Below are 2,568 nucleotides of genomic sequence, written 5' to 3'. Positions count from 1 at the left end.
ATTTTATTTGCGCCATCCTAAAAAACTTTTTAAGAAAAATAATGTCTAAAATTTCAATAATTGTACCCACCTATAATGTAGAAAAATATATAGCAAGAGCTTTGGAAAGTTGCATAAATCAAACCTTTAAAGATATAGAAATAATCGTTGTGGATGATTGTGGAAATGACAAAAGTATAGAAATAGCTAAAGAATATGCCAAAAAAGATACAAGAATAAAAATAATCCATAATAAAACAAACCTAGGCACCTTTGCAGCCAGAAATAATGGTGTTAAACATTCAAATAGTGAGTATTTGATGTTTTTAGATCCTGATGATTATTTAGAGCTTGATATTTGTAAAATAGCAATGGAAAATATAAATGAATATGTATTGCTATCTTTTTCATATGTAAAAATAAATAAAAATAACTATGAAATTTTTTCAGCAAAATGGAAAAATTGGCAAGAATACTTGAAAATTATCAAAAAAAAGCAATTTACACCTTGGAATTTGTGTAATTTAATTGTAAAAAAAGATTTTTATTTAAAACAAATATTATTATCTTTTCAAAATTATAATTTAATTTTTGCAGAGGATTTATTTGTTTTTGCTTTGTTGATTAATGAAAAGATAAAATCAATCGAATACGTTGGTTATTATTATATTGTTAATGATAATTCTACAACAAATTTAGATAAAATGGATGAAAAATTGGCAGATTGTGAAAAAATTTTAAAACTTATAAGAAATTCTAAAATTAATTTGAATGTTAAAAAATATTATTTATATTTTTTAAATATTGAAATTTTAGATTGTAAATATAGATTGCATTTTATTAATAAATATTATTATAAAATAATAAAAATTGGATTTCATATGAAAAAAAAGTTAAAATTATAAGTAATTTATAATTGTCTAGTGTTTAATATTATAGATTAATTAAATTATTGTTTCTTTCATCTATTTTTTTAAATTCAAAAAAAAGTTAATTTTATATTATAAAATTTTTAATATTATTATTATTAATATATAATTATTTTTTTATTTTCTATTTTATATAATCTTTAAAAAACAAAGAAGGTGTATATGAATGTTTCTTTTGTTTCTATCATAATCCCAATCTATAATGTGGAAAAATACCTAGATGAGTGTTTAAAAAGCGTCATAAATCAAACCTATAAAAATTTAGATATTATTTTAGTCGATGATGGAAGCACTGATAATAGCTTAAATATCGCTAAAGAATATGCTAAAAAAGATGAAAGAATTTTTCTTATTATAAAAGAAAATGGTGGTTTAAGTTCAGCTAGAAATGCGGGTTTAGAATTTATCAAAGATACAAAATTAAGAGAATTTTTTGAAAATGAAGATAATATTGTAAGCTACAAAAGCACAAATGCTTTTAAAAACAATACTAAAGAACTTGCAAAAGAAGAAATAAATAAAAACTTTACAAAACTTAGTAAAAATATAATCCAAACAAAGCTTAAAAATATTAATGATTTTATAATTCAAGATTTACCTAATAATATTATTCACTTTTTAGATTCTGATGATTATTTAGAGCTTGATTGCATTGAAAAATGCGTAAATGAGATGAGTAAAGATGATATAGATATTTGCACACATAATATTAAAGAATTTCTTGAAGAAGGTCAAGTATTTAGACAAAAAGCAGAATGTGATATTTATTTAAATTGTAAATACGCTAAAAATATCAGTGGGATTGATTTTTTTAAAAAGAATGATATTTGCGAGTTTTATTTTGCTTGGCAAGGAGCTTTTAGGGCAAGTTTATTAAATGTCTATAAGCTTCGTTTTACTTATGGGATTTATCATGAAGATCATGATTTTGGAACTATATTATTCTTAAGCGCTAAAAAGATAACTTGTATTAAAGAAGAGTTGTTAATTTATAGAATTCGAGCTAATTCTATAATAAAAAGTGAAAAAGAAAAAATAATTCCTAAAAATATGCCTTTTTATTTAGAGTCTTTAAGAGATTATTTTGATGATTATTCTAAGCTTAGAGCTTATTTTAAGGCTTATTGTATGTGTAAGATTGGAGTCAATATCCTACTTTTTTGCAAAGAAAGCAGGATATTAAATGAAAAATTAGCAAATAAGATATTTTTACATTATATTCATTATTATATTGAGCAATATTATCCTTTAAATTATCTCAATATAAAGGCTTTATTTTCTTCAGTCGGTATCAATTTAAGATTTTTTAGATTTAGATTACTATTTAGATTTTATTTGCGCCATCCTAAAAAACTTTTTAAGAAAAATAATGTCTAAAATTTCAATAATTGTACCCACCTATAATGTAGAAAAATATATAGCAAGAGCTTTGGAAAGTTGCATAAATCAAACCTTTAAAGATATAGAAATAATCGTTGTGGATGATTGTGGAAATGACAAAAGTATAGAAATAGCTAAAGAATATGCCAAAAAAGATACAAGAATAAAAATAATCCATAATAAAACAAACCTAGGCACCTTTGCAGCCAGAAATAATGGTGTTAAACATTCAAATAGTGAGTATTTGATGTTTTTAGATCCTGATGATTATTTAGAGCTT

The 2,568-nt window shown here is 22.4% G+C and carries 2 protein-coding genes and 1 pseudogene; all 3 read left to right on the top strand.

Going from position 1 to position 2,568, the window contains the following annotated elements:
* The coding region (locus AJ887_RS00835) for a glycosyltransferase family 2 protein (protein WP_261659755.1) at positions 1-884 on the top strand (884 nt) is incomplete at its 5' end.
* Between the two features lie 186 nt (positions 885-1,070).
* Positions 1,071-1,311, top strand: a pseudogene (locus AJ887_RS10585) (glycosyltransferase family 2 protein); the annotation flags it as partial.
* Positions 1,312-2,277: 966 nt separating this feature from the next.
* The coding region (locus AJ887_RS00825) for a glycosyltransferase family 2 protein (protein WP_148115608.1) at positions 2,278-2,568 on the top strand (291 nt) is incomplete at its 3' end.

The sequence above is a fragment of the Campylobacter sp. BCW_6466 genome, from assembly GCF_001762835.1.
GTDB classification, from domain to species: Bacteria; Campylobacterota; Campylobacteria; order Campylobacterales; family Campylobacteraceae; genus Campylobacter_D; species Campylobacter_D jejuni.
Note: the sequence above shows the minus strand (reverse complement) of the source record. Positions and strands in the feature narration are given on the sequence as shown.